Origin of the sequence: Treponema vincentii, assembly GCF_018336815.1 — a bacterium.
Lineage (GTDB): Bacteria > Spirochaetota > Spirochaetia > Treponematales > Treponemataceae > Treponema.
Window position 1 is genome coordinate 1,020,633 of the sequence record NZ_CP050497.1, and the last position, 16,308, is coordinate 1,036,940.

At 46.7% G+C, this 16,308-nt stretch carries 19 protein-coding genes and 1 pseudogene; 12 read left to right on the plus strand and 8 right to left on the minus strand.

Annotation, left to right across the window (positions count from 1 at the left end):
* Positions 1-2 precede the first annotated feature (2 nt).
* The 4 genes from xdhC to GWP40_RS04665 all read left to right on the plus strand — a co-directional run bounded on the left by xdhC (position 3) and on the right by GWP40_RS04665 (position 2,673).
* The gene (gene xdhC / locus GWP40_RS04650) at positions 3-506 is read left to right on the plus strand and encodes a xanthine dehydrogenase subunit XdhC (protein WP_212566250.1); all 504 of its coding nucleotides are present in this window, start codon (positions 3-5) and stop codon (positions 504-506) included.
* Between the two features lie 190 nt (positions 507-696).
* On the plus strand, positions 697-1,224 hold the full coding sequence (locus GWP40_RS04655; RefSeq protein WP_212566251.1) for a hypothetical protein: 528 nt from the start codon (positions 697-699) through the stop codon (positions 1,222-1,224).
* 31 nt (positions 1,225-1,255) lie between these two features.
* Positions 1,256-1,681: a helix-turn-helix transcriptional regulator gene (locus GWP40_RS04660; RefSeq protein ID WP_212566252.1), complete on the plus strand. Its 426-nt coding sequence runs from the start codon at positions 1,256-1,258 to the stop codon at positions 1,679-1,681.
* 149 nt (positions 1,682-1,830) lie between these two features.
* The gene (locus GWP40_RS04665; protein WP_212566253.1) at positions 1,831-2,673 is read left to right on the plus strand and encodes an AraC family transcriptional regulator; all 843 of its coding nucleotides are present in this window, start codon (positions 1,831-1,833) and stop codon (positions 2,671-2,673) included.
* 56 nt (positions 2,674-2,729) lie between these two features.
* Here GWP40_RS04665 and GWP40_RS04670 read toward each other — a convergent pair.
* Both GWP40_RS04670 and GWP40_RS04675 read right to left on the minus strand, forming a co-directional pair.
* Positions 2,730-2,989, minus strand: a pseudogene (locus GWP40_RS04670) (Txe/YoeB family addiction module toxin).
* A complete protein-coding gene (locus GWP40_RS04675; protein WP_212566254.1) occupies positions 2,989-3,255 on the minus strand; it encodes a type II toxin-antitoxin system RelB/DinJ family antitoxin in 267 nt (88 codons plus the stop codon). The pseudogene GWP40_RS04670 and the gene GWP40_RS04675 overlap by 1 nt, the downstream one beginning before the upstream one ends.
* Positions 3,256-3,912: 657 nt before the next feature.
* Between GWP40_RS04675 and GWP40_RS04680 the strand changes: the two genes are divergently transcribed.
* The gene (locus GWP40_RS04680) at positions 3,913-4,287 is read left to right on the plus strand and encodes a hypothetical protein (protein WP_212566255.1); all 375 of its coding nucleotides are present in this window, start codon (positions 3,913-3,915) and stop codon (positions 4,285-4,287) included.
* A 42-nt stretch (positions 4,288-4,329) separates the two neighbouring features.
* On the opposite strand, the gene GWP40_RS04685 is transcribed toward GWP40_RS04680, so the two are convergent.
* Positions 4,330-4,593 (minus strand): hypothetical protein, encoded by a 264-nt coding sequence (locus GWP40_RS04685; protein ID WP_230974607.1) that lies wholly within the window; start codon positions 4,591-4,593, stop codon positions 4,330-4,332.
* Positions 4,594-4,769: 176 nt separating this feature from the next.
* Here GWP40_RS04685 and GWP40_RS04690 point away from each other — a divergent pair, with 176 nt between their 5' ends.
* From GWP40_RS04690 to GWP40_RS04710, 5 genes are all read left to right on the plus strand, one after another.
* Complete coding sequence (locus GWP40_RS04690) at positions 4,770-5,696, plus strand: ABC transporter permease (RefSeq protein WP_212566256.1); 927 nt, start codon at positions 4,770-4,772, stop codon at positions 5,694-5,696.
* Positions 5,697-5,840: 144 nt separating this feature from the next.
* A complete protein-coding gene (locus GWP40_RS04695; protein WP_212566257.1) occupies positions 5,841-6,677 on the plus strand; it encodes an ABC transporter permease in 837 nt (278 codons plus the stop codon).
* Positions 6,670-7,518 carry an ABC transporter ATP-binding protein gene (locus tag GWP40_RS04700; RefSeq protein ID WP_212566258.1) on the plus strand — a complete coding sequence of 283 codons (849 nt, stop codon included), beginning with the start codon at positions 6,670-6,672 and terminating at the stop codon, positions 7,516-7,518. Before GWP40_RS04695 ends, GWP40_RS04700 begins: the two co-directional genes overlap by 8 nt.
* Before the next feature lie 193 nt (positions 7,519-7,711).
* Positions 7,712-8,404 carry an ABC transporter ATP-binding protein gene (locus GWP40_RS04705; protein WP_212566259.1) on the plus strand — a complete coding sequence of 231 codons (693 nt, stop codon included), beginning with the start codon at positions 7,712-7,714 and terminating at the stop codon, positions 8,402-8,404.
* Positions 8,405-8,567: 163 nt separating this feature from the next.
* Entirely contained in the window at positions 8,568-10,211 is a 1,644-nt protein-coding gene (locus GWP40_RS04710) for an ABC transporter substrate-binding protein (protein WP_212566260.1), read from the plus strand.
* 106 nt (positions 10,212-10,317) lie between these two features.
* On the opposite strand, the gene mtaB is transcribed toward GWP40_RS04710, so the two are convergent.
* The 5 genes from mtaB to lepB are packed head-to-tail and all read right to left on the minus strand — an operon-like array spanning position 10,318 to position 14,857.
* Positions 10,318-11,841: a tRNA (N(6)-L-threonylcarbamoyladenosine(37)-C(2))-methylthiotransferase MtaB gene (gene mtaB / locus GWP40_RS04715; protein ID WP_212566261.1), complete on the minus strand. Its 1,524-nt coding sequence runs from the start codon at positions 11,839-11,841 to the stop codon at positions 10,318-10,320.
* 57 nt (positions 11,842-11,898) lie between these two features.
* A complete protein-coding gene (locus tag GWP40_RS04720; RefSeq protein WP_212566262.1) occupies positions 11,899-12,537 on the minus strand; it encodes a tetratricopeptide repeat protein in 639 nt (212 codons plus the stop codon).
* 13 nt (positions 12,538-12,550) lie between these two features.
* On the minus strand, positions 12,551-12,913 hold the full coding sequence (locus GWP40_RS04725; protein WP_212566263.1) for a bactofilin family protein: 363 nt from the start codon (positions 12,911-12,913) through the stop codon (positions 12,551-12,553).
* 33 nt (positions 12,914-12,946) lie between these two features.
* A complete protein-coding gene (locus tag GWP40_RS04730) occupies positions 12,947-14,128 on the minus strand; it encodes a coproporphyrinogen-III oxidase family protein (protein ID WP_230974608.1) in 1,182 nt (393 codons plus the stop codon).
* Positions 14,129-14,143: 15 nt separating this feature from the next.
* The gene (gene lepB, locus GWP40_RS04735) at positions 14,144-14,857 is read right to left on the minus strand and encodes a signal peptidase I (RefSeq protein WP_212566264.1); all 714 of its coding nucleotides are present in this window, start codon (positions 14,855-14,857) and stop codon (positions 14,144-14,146) included.
* Between the two features lie 122 nt (positions 14,858-14,979).
* Between lepB and smpB the strand changes: the two genes are divergently transcribed.
* Together smpB and GWP40_RS04745 are read left to right on the plus strand one after the other, a co-directional pair.
* Positions 14,980-15,444, plus strand: coding sequence for an SsrA-binding protein SmpB (smpB, locus tag GWP40_RS04740; protein WP_016522236.1), 465 nt, complete (start codon positions 14,980-14,982; stop codon positions 15,442-15,444).
* A gap of 9 nt (positions 15,445-15,453) precedes the next feature.
* Complete coding sequence (locus GWP40_RS04745) at positions 15,454-16,308, plus strand: TP0183 family DNA metabolism protein (RefSeq protein WP_212566265.1); 855 nt, start codon at positions 15,454-15,456, stop codon at positions 16,306-16,308.

Sequence of the window (16,308 nt, forward strand, 5' to 3'; positions counted from 1 at the left end):
GCATGTTAAAAATTATTAGTATGAAGGTGAACGGAAAGCAGCGCGAGCTTGCCGTTGATGTTCGGGAATCGCTTGCCGACGCGCTTCGCAATAGGCTTGCGTTGACCAGTGTTAAAAAGGGCTGTGAAGTAGGAGAATGCGGCGCCTGTACCGTGTTGGTGGATGGAGTGTCCGTTGACAGCTGTATTTACCTTGCAGTCTGGGCGGACGGCAAGAGTATTTTGACGGTTGAAGGCTTACAGGGCGAAAACGGAGAACTCAATCCGATACAGCAGGCCTTTATCGATGAAGCGGCGGTTCAATGCGGCTTCTGTACCCCCGGGCTTATTTTGACGGCGGTAGAAATTGTCGGCAGCGGAAAGCTGTATACACGGGAAGAGCTGCGTAAGCTTATTTCCGGCCACCTCTGCCGCTGCACCGGCTACGAAAACATCCTCCGCGCGGTCGAAAAAGCGATGAAGCAAAATCTTGAAAACCTTGAACAAATGAAAAAGGCGGGAGCGTAAGACTCGGACTTGAGTATTGGGCGCCGCTAAAAATTGTAAGCCTATCCGAGATGATGTTTTTCATAAGTTTTGGAATACCAATAACTTATGAAAAACATTGTATGAAACGCCTATTTTTTATGCAGCTTTTTTACTGTGCTGCACTTGTTTTTGCGGTTGATGATGACAGCAAAGCTGAAAAAGAGAAACGATGCAATCGGCCTTAGTTATTAAACAGATAGATGATTATGATTACATATTAAGAGAGCAATTCGGCTTTCGCTGTGCGGATGAGGGGCGTTGTAAAACATATACGGTTCCGAAAGAGGTCGGAGTCGGAACTATCCGCAATATTTTCCCTTGCGGGAATGTCGGGCTTTCTATTATTCGGCTCAAACTGCGCTATCCGCTGGTGATGCAGTATGACGGCTATAATTCCGCATTTGAAACGACGTGTTGTTTTGGCGGGCATATCGCCTATTCCGAAACGGGCGTAATCGACACTTGCCTTTCACCGAATGAGCTGGGCATTTATACCAAGCAAAACAGCTGCGGTATGATGATGTATCCGGCAGGGGAGGATATTACGGCTGTTTCTCTATTCGGTACGGATGAATTTAAGCAAGCGCTGCCCTTTGCGTTTGCAGGTATGCAATCCCAAAACACAAAGCCGGATGGCTTGACGGATTGGCTGATGGAGCCGAAAAAACCGGAACTTCCGTTTATACGGCTTTTTTAAGGATATTATCGATAGTCCGGTAGAAGGTGCGATGCAGCCGATCTTTTATGAAGGTATTACCAAAACGCTGCTTACACAACTTTGGCAACGTTACATTGCAAACCCCATGCGCGGAATTACCCGTTCCTCGCTTTCTCCCGCCGAATACGCTGCCGTGTTACGCGCTCACGATATCTTATCGGAACAATACGCCGATCCTCCGACAATTCCGCAATTAGCGCGGCAGGTCTTTTTAAACGAAACTCGATTAAAGCAGGGTTTTAAAGAAACATTCGGAAAAACAATTCATCAGTTTACCCATAGCATAAGGATGGAAACGGCACGATCATTATTGGATGATAAAAACACAACGGTCAGCCAAGCCGCTTATGCAGTCGGGTATGTGAATGTCAGTCATTTCTCGCAAGCCTTCCGAAAATTTTATGGAAGAAGTTTGAGGGGCAACATCAATCGCTGAAATAGACATGCCTTTTTTCATACGGCTTTTCCGGAATATTATCGATAATTCTGATAGAAGACACATCGCAGCCGCTTTTTTTTGTACGATAACTATCGGGACGGCTGTTTTTATATGCATTATACTCTCCGTAGGTTTTGGAGCAAAAGATGAATATCATTCAATCATTTAACGGAACGATGGCTTATATTGAAAGAACTATTGAGACAGGGTGCGATGAAGCGGAGATTGCGCGCATTTCCGGCTATTCCTATCCGCTATTCAGCAGAATTTTTTCGATATTGGTCGGGTATCCTTTAAATGAATATCTCCGTTTTAGAAAACTCAGCAGAGCCGCCGCCGATTTGCGCAATACCGATGCTAAGATTATCGACATAGCATTGGCGTACGGCTATGAATCGCCTGATTCTTTTGCAGCTGCGTTTAAGAAATTCCACGGCGTCAGTCCGAGCGCGGTTCGGAACGGAAAAGAATTTAAATCATTTGCTCCAATTAAATTATCTTTAACCGTCAACGGAGGGCAAACTATGGAAGTCAAAATTGAAAAAAAGAGCGGATTTACGCTTGCAGGCATTCAAGTCGATGCGGATCGAACCAGTGATTTTCCGAAAGTCTGGAACAGCCTTTTTGAAAAAGCTTCGCACGAAGAACTTGCAAAACTCGGAAACGGCAGGAGCTTCGGCGTCTGTTCCGAGGTAAAAGACGGCAAAACGTTTACTTATGCAGCGGCGTATGATTGCCGTGACGAACAAAAAGCTGCCGAACTCGGCTTGTCGGTGATGCACATCCCTGAAGCCGAATACGCAGTAGTCCAGCTGAAAGGCCCCGTTCCCGACTGCATCCACAAAGGCTGGAAGTATGTTATGGAAACCTTCTTTCCCGAACAAGGGTACTGTCATGCCGGTACTCCCGACTTTGAAGCATATTCGGAAGGGGATATGTACAGCAAGAATTACATGATGGAGCTATGGGTGCCTATTGTAAAGGCATAAGGCTGTGAATTACTCTTCCTCCGCAGTCCTGTCGCTGCGGGGGAAGCTGTATTCTTTCAATCTTCATAGTGCCCTTTACATGAAACAATATAGATTATGCCGTCTTTCTCGTAGTAGACAATTCGATTCGTATTATCAATACGTCTGCTCCACATACCGCTTAAATTTCCCTTTAGGGGTTCCGGTTTACCTATCCCCTCAAAAGTACTTCGCTGAATATCTTTGATAAGCCCGTTTATTTTTTCAGTGTCTTCTTGTCCTGTGCCTGCCAATATAAATAATCATCCCATGCTCTATCTTCCCATAATAGCCGCATTACTCTGCCTCAATCAACTCATGCTCGGCAAAATGAGCCTTTCCTTCTTTTATATCACGCACAATATTTTCAAGATAGCGGATATTGCTTTCAGAATAGAACGGGTCAACGGCGACTTCAAAAGGTATGCGCTTTTCTCTGCCGACTTTTTTTGCAAAAATCGTAAACGCCGCACTCATAGAAAGCCCTAATTCGGAACACGTTTGTTCCATACTCTTTTTTACATCTTCGTCTAAACGAAAATTCACATTTACTGCTTGTGCCATATTTCCCCCTGTGTTACTTCTATGATAAATCGGCTAATAAAAAATAGCAAGCATCTTCATTACGTTTTCTTTTATTTGTAATGAAGATATGGTAAACCTGTTCGGAAACTTCCGTTTCGGAACAGGTTACCTTGAAAAGTGAACAACAGCGACTTGTTTTTTTAGGCTTATGTTTTATAGTGTAGGTGGGAAATCCTGCTATTTTGAGACATACTATGCTAGGTATAAATTTTGAATTCTCTGAATTATAGGAAACAGTGCAATTTTTTAGAGCTAATAATGAGTTAAACCGCACAGACCTTGAGCCTGTGTCGGCTTTGAACTTCTTGTTATGGCATATTATTATGCATAAGCGTAGGCTTTTATCTCTTCTAATTGTGGAGCAAGCTCTAACTTTGCATTTCTTATATCAATATCATCCTGCAAAGCCATAAAATAACCGTCTGAAACTCCAAAGAATTTTGCAAGTCGTAAAGATGTATCTGTTGTTATTTAGTGTTAATCTCTAAGCAACTTGGGAAGCGTAAATTGCGCTTCATACGAGCGGCTTAGATGAGCGTACTTTCTAAACCGCTTGTCGGTTCTAGCTTGACCGCTAGTCTTTAAGGGCTTGTTCCAGTACGCAGGGGCAAGCCCTTTGTTATAAGGGGTTAGAAGGTGAACAACGAGAAAATTAAGGCGGCATTAGCCAGACTTTATTACTGCAAAATCGACTTTATAGTTATTCAATCCGGCAAAAAATCAAGCAAGGTAAACGGATTATACAAACCTGCTACACGAGAAATCATTTTACATAATAAAAACTTTACAACAGACAATCAGCTTATGTATACGGCAATACACGAGCTTACACACCACATCTTAACTACCGAAAGAGGCGTGAAGACCTCAAAATCGCATTCCGGTATTTTCTGGGCAACATTTTATGACCTCATTGACAAAGCCATCGAACTGAAGCTTTACACACGGGAGAGAAGCGAACAAACAGCTGCGCGTCACGTATACCATCCATACCGCCTGTCTTTTCGATAAGAGACCTGTGGATTTTTACTACTTGTTCATACTCAAAGAAAATCATTTAGCTAATTCCTGATACGCTTGCTTATTCTGATCAATGAGAAAATCGGAAATTGCAAAAAGTTTTTCATCAGAAACGGTATGATATGGCTTTTCATCTTCCAAAACGGTTATTATTACTTTTCTGCCATTATAATATTCAAGCGAAGGACAATCTGTAAGAATGGTGTTTCCCTGAATAATCCCAGTTATTGCAAACATTTTGCTGCCTCCGGGTGGTATTATAGCATATATTGATTGTTTTTTTACAGAGCTTTTCATAAACATACCCCCTGGTACTCTGATTCGAAGGATGGGATTATTGTCAAATTAATTGATAAATATAACAATACCCGTTTGGGGCATAATAAATTCCGATTGGGGTAGAGCTCCCTATACTTTTTCGTAGAATACTAACGATTAATATTAGATGATACTATGGGGCATTTGAAACAAACGTGAGAATTATTAAAAAAGCGGGGTATCTTATCCTTGTCTTGGTATGTGTGTCCTTTCTTTCGTTTTTGCTGGCAAATATTTCGGCGATTGATCCTGCGGAAGCGTATGCGCGGCGGGTTGTCCGTTCTGCAAATAAGGAGTTGATTGCGCAATACCGTGAGCTTACCGGATTTGATAAGACAATTCTGCAGCAGTATTTGTCATGGCTGCAAAAAGCGGTGCGACTGGATTTCGGCGCATCGTACCTTACCAAAAAATCAGTACGGCAAGAACTCGGCAAGGCGCTGCCCGTAACGCTGCTGATTGCCGCCTGTGCATCGGTATTCAGCATCATTGCTGCCGTTCCGCTCGGCATAGCGGCGGCTTTGTACAAAAACCGGTTGGCGGATAAACTTATCGGCTTCATTTCTTTCTTGAGTTTTTCCGTACCCGGTTATTGCACCGGTCTTTTGGTTTTGCTCGTTTTCGGTATGCGCTTACGTCTGTTTCCCGTTATCGGGCACGGGCAGGGGAGCAGTGTACTGTTTGCCTCTTTTACCCTTGCTTTGCCGATGACCGGTACGCTTATCCGCCTTTTACGCTCCTTCTTATTGGAAAATGAGGAGAAAGAGTATATTCAATATGCGAAAGCCCGCGGGATTACCGACTGGAACATTATGACGCGCCATCTTTTACGCAACGCCGCTCCGATGCTTGTAACCCTGTGGGGACAAAATATCGGCTATCTTATTGCGGGAACAGCGATTGTAGAGACTATCTTTTCAATTCCAGGGATCGGTATGTATGCACTGAACGCCGCAGTTAACCGTGATTTTCCCGTCATCAATGCGTATCTTATTGTAACGGCGTTTACATTTACCGTGTGCAACGGAGCGGCGGAGTTTATCGGCGAAGCGCTTAATCCTTCTTTAAAATTAAACAACTGAACGAAGTGTCAACTTTGGAAGTTGTTTAATTCGTGCGCGGCAGCGCACATATAGTAAGTGACGTTTGCCGAATGGCAAACTCACAGTGTTTTTAAGCGGCGCCATTTAAGCCGCTTAAAATAAACGTTCGTTGAGGAATCGTGCATGAGGGGAAAAATGAATGCCGCGCTCGGTGCAGGGCTCGGTATGGTTTCGGTATTGGTTATCATCGCTGTTTTTTGCGATGTGTTGGCGCCGAATAATCCTGACAAAATCGATATGAGTGTACGGTTTGCCGAGCGGTCTTTTGCGATGCCGTTGGGAGCGGATGCGTACGGACGGTGCATATTTTCAAGACTGCTGTACGGCACGCGCTATTCCATGGGACTTGCCGCCGCAGTTATCGGGACAGTTGCCGTGCTTGCAACACCTATCGGGATGATTGCGGCGTTTAAGGGCGGCGTTGCGGATAAGCTTTTTGTGTTAAGCTGCGATGTGAGTATGGCGATGCCGCCAACGGTGCTGGTGCTTGCGGTTATCGGCATTATGGGAAACGGCGTAGTCAATCTGCTGGTAAGCGCGGGGTTTGCGTATTGGGGATGGTACGGCAGAATGGTGCGCAGCTATACGCATCACGAAAGCCGAAAAAGCTATATTGTCTATGCAAAAACCGCAGGCCTTTCCGATTGGAGCATAACGGTAAAGCATATTTTTCCGAATATTATGCCGAGCCTTATCGTACTGTTGACGATAGGAATCGGCGATGCGGTACTGATGCTCTCCGGCTTTTCATTTTTAGGGATCGGATTGCCTGCAGGGACGCCGGAATGGGGCGCGCTGCTGTCGGATGCAAAAAGCAGCTTTATTCGTGCTCCGCGATTCGCCGTTTATCCCGGACTCTGTATCTTCTTTGCCGTATGCGCCTGCAATATAACGGGGGAAGGTTTGCGCCGTTTCTTTTCTCCGTATCAAGGCTCCGTACAGGAAAGCATCGATGAATGAAGCGAGTACGCTCACGCCGCACTATGCACAGTATACGGGAGAACCGGTGAAGGATGCCCCCATCCTTTCCGTAAGCGGCTTGTGTATCGAATATCCGAATGAAAGAACGAAAATACGCAATATCGGTTTTTCCATTGCGCGGGGAGAAACGTTCGGTTTGATCGGTGAAAGCGGCAGCGGCAAAAGTTCCGTGTGCAAAGCGATACTCGGCTTACTCAAAGACCATGCGCAGCAAAGCGGCAGTATCCGGCTGTGCGGTAAAGAACTGCTGCAATTATCCCCAAAGGAACAGCAGAAAATCAACGGAAAGGATATCGGGTATGTCATGCAAAATCCGCATGCGGCATTCGATCCGTGTATGAAAATAAAGCGCCATTTTATGGAAACGATTAAGGCTCACCGTCATTGCAGTACACGTGAGGCTTTCCGGTTGGGGTATGAACTGCTCTGTGCCGTAGGGCTTTCCGATGCGGAACGTGTTATGGAAAGCTATCCGGGGCAATTAAGCGGCGGAATGCTGCAGCGGGTTATGGTTGCGATTGCCGTTTCGCTGCGCCCCGTGTTGCTCATTGCCGACGAGCCGACCGGCGCACTGGATGCTGGTAATTGCGGTATTGTGTTACAACTGCTTGCAAAAGCGGTAAAAGAGACCCAAGCTGCATTGCTGTTTGTTTCGCACGATATGAATGCCGTTGCGAATATTGCAGAACGTATTGCCGTGATGAAAGAGGGTGAAATAGTAGAGACAGGAACCGCCAAAACGGTTCTGAAAAATCCCCGGCATCCGTACACAGCCGAATTACTATCATCGTCAAAAGTGTACGTCCATGTACACTTTTGACTGCGAATTTTGGCAAGACCAAAATATCGTTATACTGGCAAGGATGCCAGGGAGTATCCACAGAATCGAGTTTGTGGGAACAAACTCGAAGTTAAACAAATATACACGGATGTATATTTGTTTAACACCGCCCTCCATGGCGGAAGATTTTTCTTTTCATGTGTGCACGTGGGTATTTTATAGAGGAGAAGCAATGCTCGAAATAAAACATATAACAAAACGCTATACGGACAACGGCAGGAAAGGCAGCGTGCCGGTGCTGGAGGATTTTTCATTGACGATCGGGGACGGGGAGACGGTTGCGCTTATCGGCGAAAGCGGCAGCGGAAAAAGTACCTTGGCGCGTCTTATCTGCGGTTTTGAAAAACCGACTGTAGGCAGCATCCGGTGGGACGGCGAGGATGTTTTTCCGCTTGCCCGCAGGAGGACGCTCTACCGGCATATTCAGCCCGTGTTTCAGGATAGCCTGAACTGCTTTGACCCAAGGCAAAAAATTAAGAAAAGCCTTTGCGAGCCGCTGCAGCATTTTTGCCGATTTTCTGAAAAGGAGTGTATGGCTCGGCTTGCTCCGCTGCTGGATACCGCCGATATTCCTGCCTATCTTTTGGAAAAGTATCCGCATGAATTGTCGGGCGGTCAGCAAAAAAGGATATGCATTATCCGTGCGCTATCTATTAGACCGAAGCTCGCCGTGCTGGATGAAGCCGTCGCGGGGCTTGATCCTACGGTGATGCTGCATATCCTTCAGCTCTTAAAACGGCTGCAAAAAGAGACGCAGTGCGCATATTTGTTTATCACACATGACCTGCGGGCAGCCGCTTTTATGACCGGTGATAAAGGAAAAATTATTCGATTTAATATCGGCAAGGACGGCGATACGGGATAGAAGCGGTATCCTTTTTATTGCAGGGCTCATTACTGTAGCTGCCTTCGACGTGAGGAGAAGCGCAGCCGGTTTTTGCAAACGCAATAAAAAGATACAAGCGGATAGCCCGGTTTTTGCGCTTGCGCAAAAAGTCGCCCCAAAAAATAAAACAATGGAGGTTTGTATGAATACAAGAAAAATACGGTGGATTGCAGCGGTGTCGGTTGCGGCGCTGATTGCCGTGTTGGGATGCAAAAATGCGTCGGAGATAAAAGGCCGTGATGAGTTGATTGTCGGAGAAGCGGTCGATTTTGCAAGTTATGAGCCGATTGGGATTATGGACGGGCTTGGGTTTTCTCATTATTCGGAGATGGTGTATGAAACGCTTGTCCGGTTTGAGAATGGGGAAGTGAAACCGGCTCTTGCCGAAAGGTGGGAGCATGACGAACATTCGTGGACGTTTCATTTACGGCGCGGGGTTACGTTTACCGATGGGGAGCGGTTTACTGCGGAGGCGGTAAAGGTCAACATTGAAAAGATGCAGGAATTTGTCGGGGACTATCTCGGCTATTATGGGGCGGTTTCGCGGATCAGTGCGGTGGAGGCGGCGGATGAATACACGGTGCGGTTCCGCTATGCAGAGCCTTACCCTGCCGTTTTGCAGGAGTTAAGTGCGTCGGCGTTTGGGATGCTTTCTCCTCGTCTGTTTGAAAACGGGAATAATCCCTACGGCTCCTATACAGCGGATACGGCGGGAACGGGACCCTACGAGATAAAGGCGGCAAACTGTGTTGCGGGGCAGCGGTATCGGTTTACAAAAAATCCGCAATGGTATGGACAAAATGGCGGACCGGAGTCGTTTACCGTAATGATTATCCCCGATGCGGACAGCCGCGCTCTTGCGCTTAAAGCGGGGGAAATCGATATACTGTTCGGTTCGTATCAAATTACCTACGATATGCTGGAGCAGGTCAGGATGCCGGCGCAGACCGGAATGGCGAATCAGAACGGTGCAGGGGCTGGGTTGACCGTGCGGTTTTCGGATAAAACTTATATTACACGAAATCTGCTGCTCAATGCGTCTTCGCCGCTTACGCGGGATAAGCAGTTGCGTTTGGCGCTTGAGTACGCAATCAATAAAGATGAAATTATCAATACGGTACTGCACGGAAGCGAGGTTAAGGCGGATACGCTGTTTACCCGCGATATGCCGTATTGCGATGTCGCGCTGTCGCCGTATCAATACGATAAAGCGCGTGCGGTGTCTTTGCTTGAGCAGGCCGGTTGGACGGAACTGAATGGCAAGGGAATACGGATGCGCAATGGAACGCCATTACAGCTGCGGGCGATTTATCAGAGTGCAAAGCCTATCGACGAGCAAATACTGACGGCGGTGAAAGGGCAGCTTGCGAATATCGGCATTGAGCTTGTCTTGCAGGGGTACGAAACGATGACGTGGTTCGATACCGGTACGTCGGGTGCATTTGAACTGTCCGTCAACGACACTTACGGCTTTCCCCAAGATCCGCATGTCTTTTTGACTGCGATGGCGGACGACGGGTTGGATAAAACCTCTCAGGCAGGCTTGGTGCAAAAAACGCGCATCGATGCCTGTATTGCCGGTATGATGAGTACCGTAGACGAAGATGCGATACGGGACGATTACCGGTTCATTTTAACAACGCTGCATGATGAGGCGGTGAACATACCGATTTCTTACGCGAGGGAAATGGCGGTATACAATTCGGAAAAGGTGAAGGATATTGCGTTTGCCGATAATCCGTACAGCCTCGATATGACGCGGGTGGCGCTGTGCTCCTATAAATAATAGAGAACCTCTAAAACTTCCGTTTTTAGAGATTTTCCTTAGATTTAGTTGCGATTACCCATTATCCGTCAAAATGGTGTGAGGATATTTCGGTTCGATTATCCGGTTAGCTGTGCGGGCGAGAGGTAATGTCCGTTAGTACGGCATTCTTTCCCTGTACTCGTATATGGACATATTCGCCGCCGTATAAACGATATTCTTGCAAAGAATCCGATGTTAACGGCAGCGAAAGATAGTTTTCCGTGATAACGGTTTGCCGACCGTTGCGCGGCGCTTCGACAACCCCGCATATCGGTTTTCCATCCCATGCCTGTAAATACGCTGCGGATTGCGTTCCCGCCAGTTCGTTCAGCTTTTTTATCCGTTGACCGGCAATCCGTTCAGGTACTTTTGGCTGCATTTTCCACGCCTCTGTTCCCGGGCGGGCGGAAAAGGGAAACGCATGTATTCCCGCAAACTCAAGTTCACGGCACATCCGGTATGTTTCCTCAAAATCAGCTTCCGTTTCACCGGGAAAACCCGCGATGATATCCGCACCGATAAACGGATTGTCCTTTACGCGGCGAAGTTCGGAAACCGCTTGATATATGGTAGCTTTCCTGTAGCCTCGGTGCATTGCTTTAAGGACGGTATCGCTGCCCGATTGTACGGAAAGGTGGAAGTGGGGGCAAATCTGCGGATGTGCCAGCAGCGGGATAAGTGTCTCATCTATCCTATCGGGATAAAGGCTCGAAATGCGGATACGCATCTCAGTGTTTTCCAGTATGAGTTTGAGCATATCGGCAAAGTCTCCGGCTTCGCTCCGGTACTGCGACAGGTTCACACCCGTCAGCGTTACTTCATGAGCACCGGTTTCTTCTATACAGCGAAGCCGTTCGAGGACTTCGGTGGCGGGCAGCGACACGGATTTTCCCCGTGCAAGCCGTATCCTGCAATAAGCACAGGCATCGTTACAGCCGTCCTGAATTTTCAGCAGTGCGCGTGAGTGGAATAAAAAATGCGGGGAGCTGAGTGCGAATAGCCGGTTCTCCCGTATGCCGTGTATGGATATATTTTGTACTGATGAGTTTTGTACCGGTTCGTTCTGTGTATGCTGCGGCGCTTTGTCCGTCAAACCGGTAAGGTAGGCGCGCACTGCGCTTAAAAAAAAGGCTGTGTCAAAGTAAGCGCTGTCGGCTACCAATTTTGCAAGGTATGCCGGTATTTCGGTTAATAAATCTTTCTGCTGTCCGGGAAACGCGAGTATGTGGGGGTGTAGCGCTTCTATTTCCGCAGCTTCCAGTTGAGCATAGCAGCCTGTTACCAGAATAACGGCATGGGGGTGTGTCTTTACCAGTAATCTGATCAGCCGACGCGCCTTTTGTTCCGCTTTGCCGGTTACCGTGCATGTATTCACAAAACAGAGAACCGTCTGTTCGGGTGGTAGCACGGAAGGTAATCGGATGGGAGCCGCGGCTTCCGGGGCTGTTATCGTTGGAGTGTCGGCAGGCGTTGTACCGGCGTATCCGGTATGGCCGGTATAGATGGAAAATCCCGCATCGGTACACAGCGCTGCAAAGGACTCAGCCTCCGTTTGATTAAGCCTGCATCCAAGCGTTTCAATTCGTATTGAACATAATTGAACATTCATATCAATGAAAGAAACCTACAATCAGAAAGCAAGAAAAAAGGAGTGCATTGATGTGGGCTAAAAGCGGTGTAGTACGCGCTCATAACCTTTTTGAGCATCGGTTGAATTTTTATTCAGCTGCAAGGCAGACGAATACGCCTCCAATGCTGCCCTGTATTCCTTCGCCTGCTCCCGTGAGTACGCAAGCCGCGTCCACCATACGCTATTGAGCGGTTCCAACCGGATAGCTGTAGAAAACGCGATATCGGCATGGCGGTATTTTGCCATGCGCAAATACAATTCTCCGATATGGTAATATACCCCGCCCACCTTCGTACCGTTAGGCGCATAGGCGATATAATCTTCAAAGAGACGCAGGCTCTCTTCGTTCCTTCCAAGGTGATAGAGCGCTTGTGCATGGCTTTCAATAAGCCGCGGATCATATTGCGAAATTTCCCGTCCTTTAACTGTCCAGTCGGCCGCCTCCCGATAGCGCCCATCGGCAAGCAGCGCCCATGTCAGCACCACATAGCTGTCGACATTGCGCGGCATCCGTTCTATTTCATTTAAACACACCGATGCGGATTCTTTATAGCGGCCTTCACGATATAATACCAGCGCATCATCACTCTTTTGCGCATAAATATAATAGGGAAAAAAGAGCGTTAAAAAACTTAATATGATTCCTGCCGGAAATCTTTTGCGGAAAGCACCCACGTTCTTACAACCTCTAGCGCCGATTCATCGTACAAATGCCGCTGAAAAAGCAGCCGCTGTCCAGTATTACTTCGGGCGCCGTTACATCGCCGGTTAATTTCCCCGAGGCAAATACGTGCACGGAGGTGGTAGCGGTAACATTACCGATGACCTCGCCTTTGATAATAACGCGGTCTGCGTCTATCTTTGCCTTTACTTTTGCATATTCACTAATCATTAAATCGCTTGAAGATTGAATAGTTCCTTGTACGGCGCCCTTTATCATAAAAGGTTTTTCAAACTTAATGATTCCGTCAAAGACGATATCCGAGGCTAAAACCGTATCGTAATCTTCTTCATCCAAGTCTATCAGCGCTATTTTATCCGCTTCTGTCATAACTCACAGAATAACAATGATTAGCCGTCGAGGTCAAGAGGCTTTCCGGCAGGTTGTTATTTTGCATCCAATTCCGAAAGCGCATCGACTAAAAAAACGGTTCAGAAATAACATACCATCTTCCGTAAGATATACGCGGTTAGGTTCGATGCGGCACTGCCTACGTTTTTCCCAGCGGCTGAGGGTATTGCCGATAAAGGCGGTAATATCAGCGCCGAACCGCCGTGCAAATGCCGACCGGTTAATCCCTTCCGAAAGCCGGAAACCCATCAACAACACCTCTTCCAAAAAGGTATTTCGGTCGATATGTTCGTATGAATATACCGAAAGGCGGTCGGCTGCGGTCATCCATTTATCGATATCTTTACTTCCTTCAAAACGCTCCGCTGCGATAAATTTGCCGCCAGTATCTTCATGTATCAGAGTTCCGCATGCAGCCGGGCCGATGCCGGCGTATGGTTCCATATTCCAATAGATTTGATTATGAAGGGAACGGTGCTTATCCTGATACGAAAAATTCGACACCTCATACCGGATATACCCGTTTTCGGCTAAAAGCGCGGTATTCTCTCGTAAAAGCTCGGAAATAAAATCTTCACGGGCTTCCGGAAGCGGCGCTTCGCTGCACAGTCCGTAGAGGGAGAGGTGATCGATGCGGTAGTCTATCAGTCGCCGCACATCGCCGGAAAGGCTCGCCGCAGTCTGTCCGGTCAATCCCGCAATTAAATCGCAGGAAAGTTCACCCTGCCATCGGCGTTTTATTGTCTCCAAAGCTGTTATCGTTTTTTCTTTTGAACCGCGGCGTCCGTTTACGGCCAGTACATCGTTATCAAAAGTTTGTACGCCGATGGAAAGCCGGTTGATGCCGCTTTCGCTGCAAACTGCAAGCCATTCGGGATGAATATCTTCGGGATTTGCTTCTATCGTAAATTCTTGAACCGGCAGATGTTGCTCTTTACGGATACCGGCCGCGAGGGTGCTAATATCATCAGGGTGCAGCAGCGAAGGTGTACCGCCGCCGATATAGACGGTTTTCCATGATTCAATAGCAGAGCGTTCTTTAAAAAAACGGACATCGTGCAGGAGCTGCTCGATAAATTGAGGATTGGGATGATAAGGGGCAAAGTCCGCCTTTTGCGTTATCGAGTAGAAATCACAATAGCGGCATTTTTGCGTGCAGAACGGAATATGAATATAAAGACCGGCAGGCTTCACGGATACGGTTCCGGCTTAAAAAACCGAAATATGAGAAAACGGCCAATATCGCATCAATATGCGTCCTTTGATTTGCGTTGCCGCCTGCAACGGCCCCCAGAGGCGGGAATCGCTTGAGGCAATCCGGTTGTCGCACAGCACAAAGTATTCCCCTTCTTTGAGCGTCATTTCGGGGTACGCGCCTGAGAACGGCAATGATGTATCCCAGTTCTCCGGCAGGTTTTCGATTTTGACGTTATAGTCGTTGTCGGCTACTTCGAACTCGGTTAAAAAATGTCCGCCGTCTTTTGTTTTGATATGCAGTACAAAATCTTCCATATATATCGTATCACCGGGAATGCCGACAACGCGCCGGATAAAGGGCTTTGCTTGCGCCGGTTGATTGGCAGCAAAGGGATTAACCAGTTGGAAGGTAAAAAAGGCAACGATTTTTTGTACCGTTTTTTCAAAGAAATTTTGATGCGGTCTTGCAATCGGTTCAACCGTTACGAGCGTTCCCCGTTCAATATCTTTTTGAGTGGAATAAAAAGGAGCGGTGATAATCATATCGCCGGAAGAAAAAGTCGGCTGCATCGTATCCGCTTGAATGCGGTACGCGGCGATAATATACGAGTTGATAAGCTGATACAGTATAAAAAGTAAGAAAATAATAAAAGCGATACGGATAATTTTAAACCGCTTTTCCCGCCGTTCAGTATATGAAGTAAATTTGTACCGTTGAAAAAACATAAAAAACCTATTTTACCGGTGATGCCGCATATTTGAAGAATGATATCGGAATACCTTTTGTAACTACAGTACCATTTTGTTTCTACGTTGACAAGTATTTTCAGATGAATATAATGAGTTTGATGGACGGAGAGCCGATAAAAATTATCGCAAAGAATAAAAAAGCGCATTTCGACTATTCTATCGAAGAAACCATAGAATGCGGGATTGCGCTGCAAGGTACCGAAATAAAATCGGTGCGGGACGGCCGAATTTCATTTCCCGACTCGTTTGCCGAAATTATACGGAATGAGGTATGGCTGAAGAATTTTCATATTTCGGAATATGTGTATTCTTCAATCTTTAACCATGATCCCGACCGTCCTAAGAAACTGCTGTTGCATAGAGATGAAATTAAACGATTGACCCGAAAAACGGAAGAAAAAGGCTATACGCTTATTCCGCTGGAATTTTACTTAAAACGGGGACGGATTAAGGTTATGCTCGGCATCTGTAAAGGAAAGAAGCAGTTTGATAAACGGGCTGACATAAAAGAGCGGGATATTAAACGGGATATGCAACGAGAATTGCAGCTAAAAAACAGGTGATAACGAGCAATGAAATACAGAAGAACAAAGAAAGTATCTATAGCGCTTCTCCTTCTGCTTATCAGCCTGCCGTCGGCGCTTTCGGCGCTGCCGGGCGTTGCCGTCTATCAATTACAAGCTCCTGCAATATCTGGGCAAACTGCTCAAACGGTCGATAATCTTGTCTTTTCTTTTATTAAAGAACTGAAAACCTACACTATCTTTGACTTGCGGAACCAGTCCGTACCTGTTGATTTTCCTAAAAATCCGGCTATTGATTATATTTTTTTCGGTGCATTGGAAGAGGTGCCGGACGGAATTAAACTTGAACTCATTTTGAAAGGACGAACAGAGCAGTTAACGCGAATCATTTCAAAAGTATACGATAATGTCAACAAAATTCTCCTTGATTCCCGGCTTTTGGTGTTCAACCTCTTTGACTTTTCGGTTCCGTTGGAACAGCTTGCACGGTCCCTGCCGCAAAACGAACAGAGTATGGAATTCGGATACATCGAAACCGTTGATTCGCTTGCCGGTTCGTGGAAGGGGGAACCGGGGCTTGATCGTGTGATGATCTTGCGCGGCGGCCGCGGGATGGCGGTGTTTTCAAGCGGCGTATCCGTCTCGCTCGATTTAAAAATTGATAACGGATATCTGCTGGTAACGCAAAAGGGGAGTTTGCAACCCCGCCAATTCCTCAATTTACCCGATGAGATTGCCCGTCAAGCAGTGCAAAAGACCAATCCTCCGCAGTGGCGCTTTTTGGTATCCCCCGATAAAAAAATCCTTTCAGGCACAAAGGTCGATGCGCAGATACAATATAATGAAACAGCCATTATCAGCGTTAAATACGATACCGCAACGGTAGAATGGTTGCGCGACTAA